Source organism: Agromyces binzhouensis, from assembly GCF_004135055.1.
GTDB lineage: Bacteria > Actinomycetota > Actinomycetes > Actinomycetales > Microbacteriaceae > Agromyces > Agromyces binzhouensis.
In genome coordinates this window covers 1-3,682 of sequence record NZ_SDPL01000320.1, presented here as the reverse complement: position 1 = coordinate 3,682, position 3,682 = coordinate 1, and the positions used below count along the sequence as shown (strand labels likewise).

The following is a 3,682-nucleotide window of genomic DNA, read 5'->3' as shown; positions in this document are numbered from 1 at the left end:
GAGCAGTGCCGCGTGCGCGCGGAGCGCGGCATGGTCGGGCTTGCCGTTGGCCGTGCGCGGGAACTCGGCGAGGGCGTGCACGTCGAACGCGTGCGCCGGGAGCCGCGTGGCGCGCTCGACCTCGGCGCGCGCGGTCTCGATGAACCGGTCGTGGCGCACGAACACCGCGAGCCGCTCGTCGAGCGCGACCGTGCGCGCCTCGAGTCCGTCGGCGGCGAGCATCCGTTCGATCCGGTCGAGGTCGAGGCGCAGGCCGAAGCTCTTGGCGAAGCGGCTGAGCCGCCCGGTGATCTCGACCAGGCCGTCCGCTCGGCGCCGGGCGAGGTCGCCCGTCCGCAGTTCGTCGAGCTCGGGGCCGCGAGCGAGATCGGCGGACGTCTCGGCGTACCCCATCATGACGTTCGGTCCCGCGTAGACGAGTTCGCCCTCGCCCGGCGCCGCGCCGTCGACGCGCTCGTCGATGCGGAACGATCCGCCCGGGATCGGCACGCCGATCGCACCGGCGGCCGCCTCGGCGAGTTCTGGCGGAAGGTAGGCCATGCGCGCGGTCGCCTCGGTCTGGCCGTACATGACGAAGAGGTCGAACCCGCGCTCGCGTCCGAGGCGGGCGAGCGCTCGGACCCGGTCGGGGGCGAGCCGGCCGCCGGCCTGCGTGACGTAGCGGAGGTCGGGCAGCTCGCGGCGCGCGAAGTCCGTGGTCTCGAGGAGGTCGTAGGTGTAGGGGACGCCGGCGAAGGAGGTCGCTCCGAGGGCCGCGAACTCGTCCCAGAAGGCCGGCTCGACGACGGACCGGTCGGTGAGCAGGAGGCTGGCGCCCGCGACGAGGTGGCTGTTGACGACCGAGAGCCCGTAGCAGTAGCCGAGCGGCAGCGTCGTCGCGGCACGGTCGCCGGGCGCGAGGTCGAGGTAGTCGGCGATGCTCCGCGCGTTCGCGGTGACGTTCGTGCGGGAGAGCCGGACGAGCTTGGGCGAACCGGTCGACCCCGACGTGCTCGCGAGGAGCGCGAGTTCGGGGTGGAACGCGTGCCGCGGGCCGGCGTGGAGGTCCGTCAGCTCGAACCCGCGTGCGTCGGCGCGGACCATCACGTCGGGCGCGTAGCGCGCGACGAGGGCGTCGAGCGCCGCACCCTCGACGCCCGTCGGCAGGAGCAGCACGGGATGGCCGGCTGCGAGGGCGGCGAGGTAGGTGACGACGGATTCGACGGTGTTGGCTCCCGAGAGGAACACCAGGCGGCGCCCTCCGCCGAGCGCGCTGCGGCGGTCCTCGATCCGATCACGGAGCTCGCCGTAGTCCACTCGCGACGACGGCGTGACGAGGGCGGGGGCGGAGGGGTCGCCGCCGAGCAGGTCGAGCGCGGGCTCGGTCCTGGTCAGCAGCATGGTCATGGCACGTGTCCGGTTCGGGGGTCGCATCCGCCGGATCGACGGAAAGGTAAGGCTAACCTTACGCGATCGCTCCGAGTCGTCGAAATCGTCGACGGACCATGACGCGCCCGTGCGCGGCATCCGCCCTGTTCCGTGCGCGTGACGGTCGGCTCCTCCCCCTTCTCGGCGCGGAGGTCGCGGCGTAGCATTCGGCTCGAGAGGGTCGCCGGGTCCCAGCGCCGGCACCACCGACACCCGGCTCCTCGGAGACGGCGAGGTGCGGGATGAACACGACGATGGACATGATGAAGGGCGCCATGTCGGCGTCGGACATGCCCATGAAGGACATGGACATGTCCATGATGCAGGACTGTATGGAGGCCCTCTCCGCGTGCATGCAGGCGTGCGTCATGTGCGCCGACGCCGATGCCGGCGAGGGCCTGGGCCGGTGCGGCGCGATGTGCGCGAACTGCGCCGACGTGTGCGACACGATGATGCGGATGATGCTCCGCACCACCGGTTACGACATGCAGGTCATGATGTCGATGATGGAGACCTGCATCACGATGTGCCGCGCGTGCTCTGCGGAGTGCATGATGCACGCCGACATGCACGAGCACTGCCGCATGTGCGCGATGGCCTGCGACCAGGCGGTCATGGCCATGGAGAAGATGATGGGCGCGATGAGGGAGATGATGCCGGCGAGCTGACGCGCGCATCACGTCGACGCGGCCCGAGCGGCCGCGTCGCGTGCGTCAGACGGCGGCGACGCTGTAGCGGTCGTCCCCGCGGGCCAGCACGCCGTACACGGGGTGCAGCGCGACCGGGTCGCCGGCTGCGAGCCGCCCCGTGAGGGCGCCGTGGTTCCACACCCGGTGCGCGCCGCCCTCGAGGTCGACGAGCTCGACGAACCCGTCCGACGCCGTCGCGACGACGACCGCGTCGGTCCACCGGCTCGCGACGATGCGCGAGAGCCGGTCCTGCATCGGGTGCAGTCCGTGACCGGGCCGATCGGAGCCGCACGACTCGCCCTCGACGCAGCCGCGCATGCCCATCGCGAGGCCCGTGCGGGACTCGGCGGCGGCGTGCGGGTTCTGCGGCGACATGGCGTGCTCCTCGGTCGGTCGGTTCGTGCAGGCGACGATACGCCCGGGCATGACGGATGTCGCGGGGCGCCGTCACACGCGGACATACGATGAGGCGCATGCAGTCCGACCGCACCCCCGCCCTGCGCATCGCCGACCGCGTGCGCGACGCCGTCGACGCCGGCCGACCGGTGCTCGCCCTCGAGTCGACGATCCTGACCCACGGGCTGCCGAGCCCGCGCAACCTCGAGGTGGGCCTCGCGACCGAGGCGCTGGTCCGGGAGGCCGGCGCGGAGCCGGCGACGATCGGCGTCGTGGGGGGCACCGCGATCGTCGGCCTCGACGGCGCGGAGATCGAGCGCCTCTGCACCGCCGAGCACGTCGTCAAGGCGAGCACGCGCGACCTCCCGGTGGCCCGTTCCGCGGAGCTCGACGCGGGCACGACGGTCGCGGCGACGGCGTGGCTGGCGCACCGCGCCGGCATCCGGGTGTTCTCGACCGGCGGGCTGGGCGGCGTGCACCGCGGTGCGAGCGACACCTTCGACGAGTCGACCGACCTGCCGGCGCTCGCGACGACCCCCGTCGTGGTCGTCAGCGCGGGGGTGAAGTCGATCCTCGACGTCGCTGCGACGCTCGAGCGGCTCGAGACGCTCGGGATCACGGTGCTCGGCTACCGGACCGACCGCTTCCCGGGCTTCTACGTCGCCGATTCCGGGTTCCCCGTCCCGTCGCGCGTCGAGTCGGCCGCCGAGGCCGCGGCCGTCGCACGCGCCCGCGACGAGCTCGGCCTCGCCTCGGCGGTGCTCGTCGCCAACCCGGTGGCCGAGTCCGACCAGCTCGATCCCGACGTCCACACCCGGGTCCTCGCCGAGGCGCTCGCCGCGGCGGATGCCGCGGGCGTGACCGGGCACGACACCACGCCGTTCCTGCTCGACTACGTCCAGCGAGCGACGGGCGGCCGGAGCCTCGAGGCCAACCTCGCGGTGTACCGCGGCAACGCCCGGCTCGGAGCGGAGATCGCGCGTGAGCTCGCCGGCTGAGGCCCGCCGCGGCGCCGGGTCCGGGTCTCGCGAGCCGCAGCTCCTCGTCGTCGTCGGCGACCTGCTCGAGGACATCGTCGTCTGGGCGACCGAGCCGATCCGGGCTGCGACCGACTCGGCGGCGCGGGTGTTCCGGTCGCGCGGCGGCAGCGCCGCGAACGTCGCGGCGCACGCCGCATCCGGCACGCCGAC

4 protein-coding genes and 1 pseudogene are annotated in these 3,682 nt (G+C 73.4%); 3 read left to right on the top strand and 2 right to left on the bottom strand.

All coding sequences use genetic code 11. From position 1 onward, the window contains the following. Positions 1-1,386 (bottom strand): AMP-binding protein (locus tag ESO86_RS13340; protein ID WP_165307819.1); only part of this gene is annotated, 1,386 nt, incomplete at its 3' end. Between the two features lie 275 nt (positions 1,387-1,661). Between ESO86_RS13340 and ESO86_RS13335 the strand changes: the two genes are divergently transcribed. Next, a complete protein-coding gene (locus ESO86_RS13335; protein WP_129235458.1) occupies positions 1,662-2,075 on the top strand; it encodes a four-helix bundle copper-binding protein in 414 nt (137 codons plus the stop codon). A 45-nt stretch (positions 2,076-2,120) separates the two neighbouring features. On the opposite strand, the gene ESO86_RS13330 is transcribed toward ESO86_RS13335, so the two are convergent. Continuing rightward, complete coding sequence (locus tag ESO86_RS13330; RefSeq protein ID WP_129235457.1) at positions 2,121-2,471, bottom strand: hypothetical protein; 351 nt, start codon at positions 2,469-2,471, stop codon at positions 2,121-2,123. Positions 2,472-2,569: 98 nt separating this feature from the next. On the opposite strand from ESO86_RS13330, the gene ESO86_RS13325 reads away from it, so the two are divergent. After that, a complete protein-coding gene (locus ESO86_RS13325) occupies positions 2,570-3,490 on the top strand; it encodes a pseudouridine-5'-phosphate glycosidase (RefSeq protein WP_129235456.1) in 921 nt (306 codons plus the stop codon). After that, positions 3,474-3,682 (top strand): annotated as a pseudogene (locus ESO86_RS13320) (hypothetical protein); the annotation flags it as partial. The gene ESO86_RS13325 and the pseudogene ESO86_RS13320, both read left to right, overlap by 17 nt.

Bases quoted from the DNA above. Each gene is read 5' to 3' on its own strand.
- ESO86_RS13325 (WP_129235456.1), top strand. From the start codon at position 2,570: ATGCAGTCCGACCGCACCCCCGCCCTGCGCATCGCCGACCGCGTGCGC.
- ESO86_RS13330 (WP_129235457.1), bottom strand. From the start codon at position 2,471: ATGTCGCCGCAGAACCCGCACGCCGCCGCCGAGTCCCGCACGGGCCTC.
- ESO86_RS13335 (WP_129235458.1), top strand. From the start codon at position 1,662: ATGGACATGATGAAGGGCGCCATGTCGGCGTCGGACATGCCCATGAAG.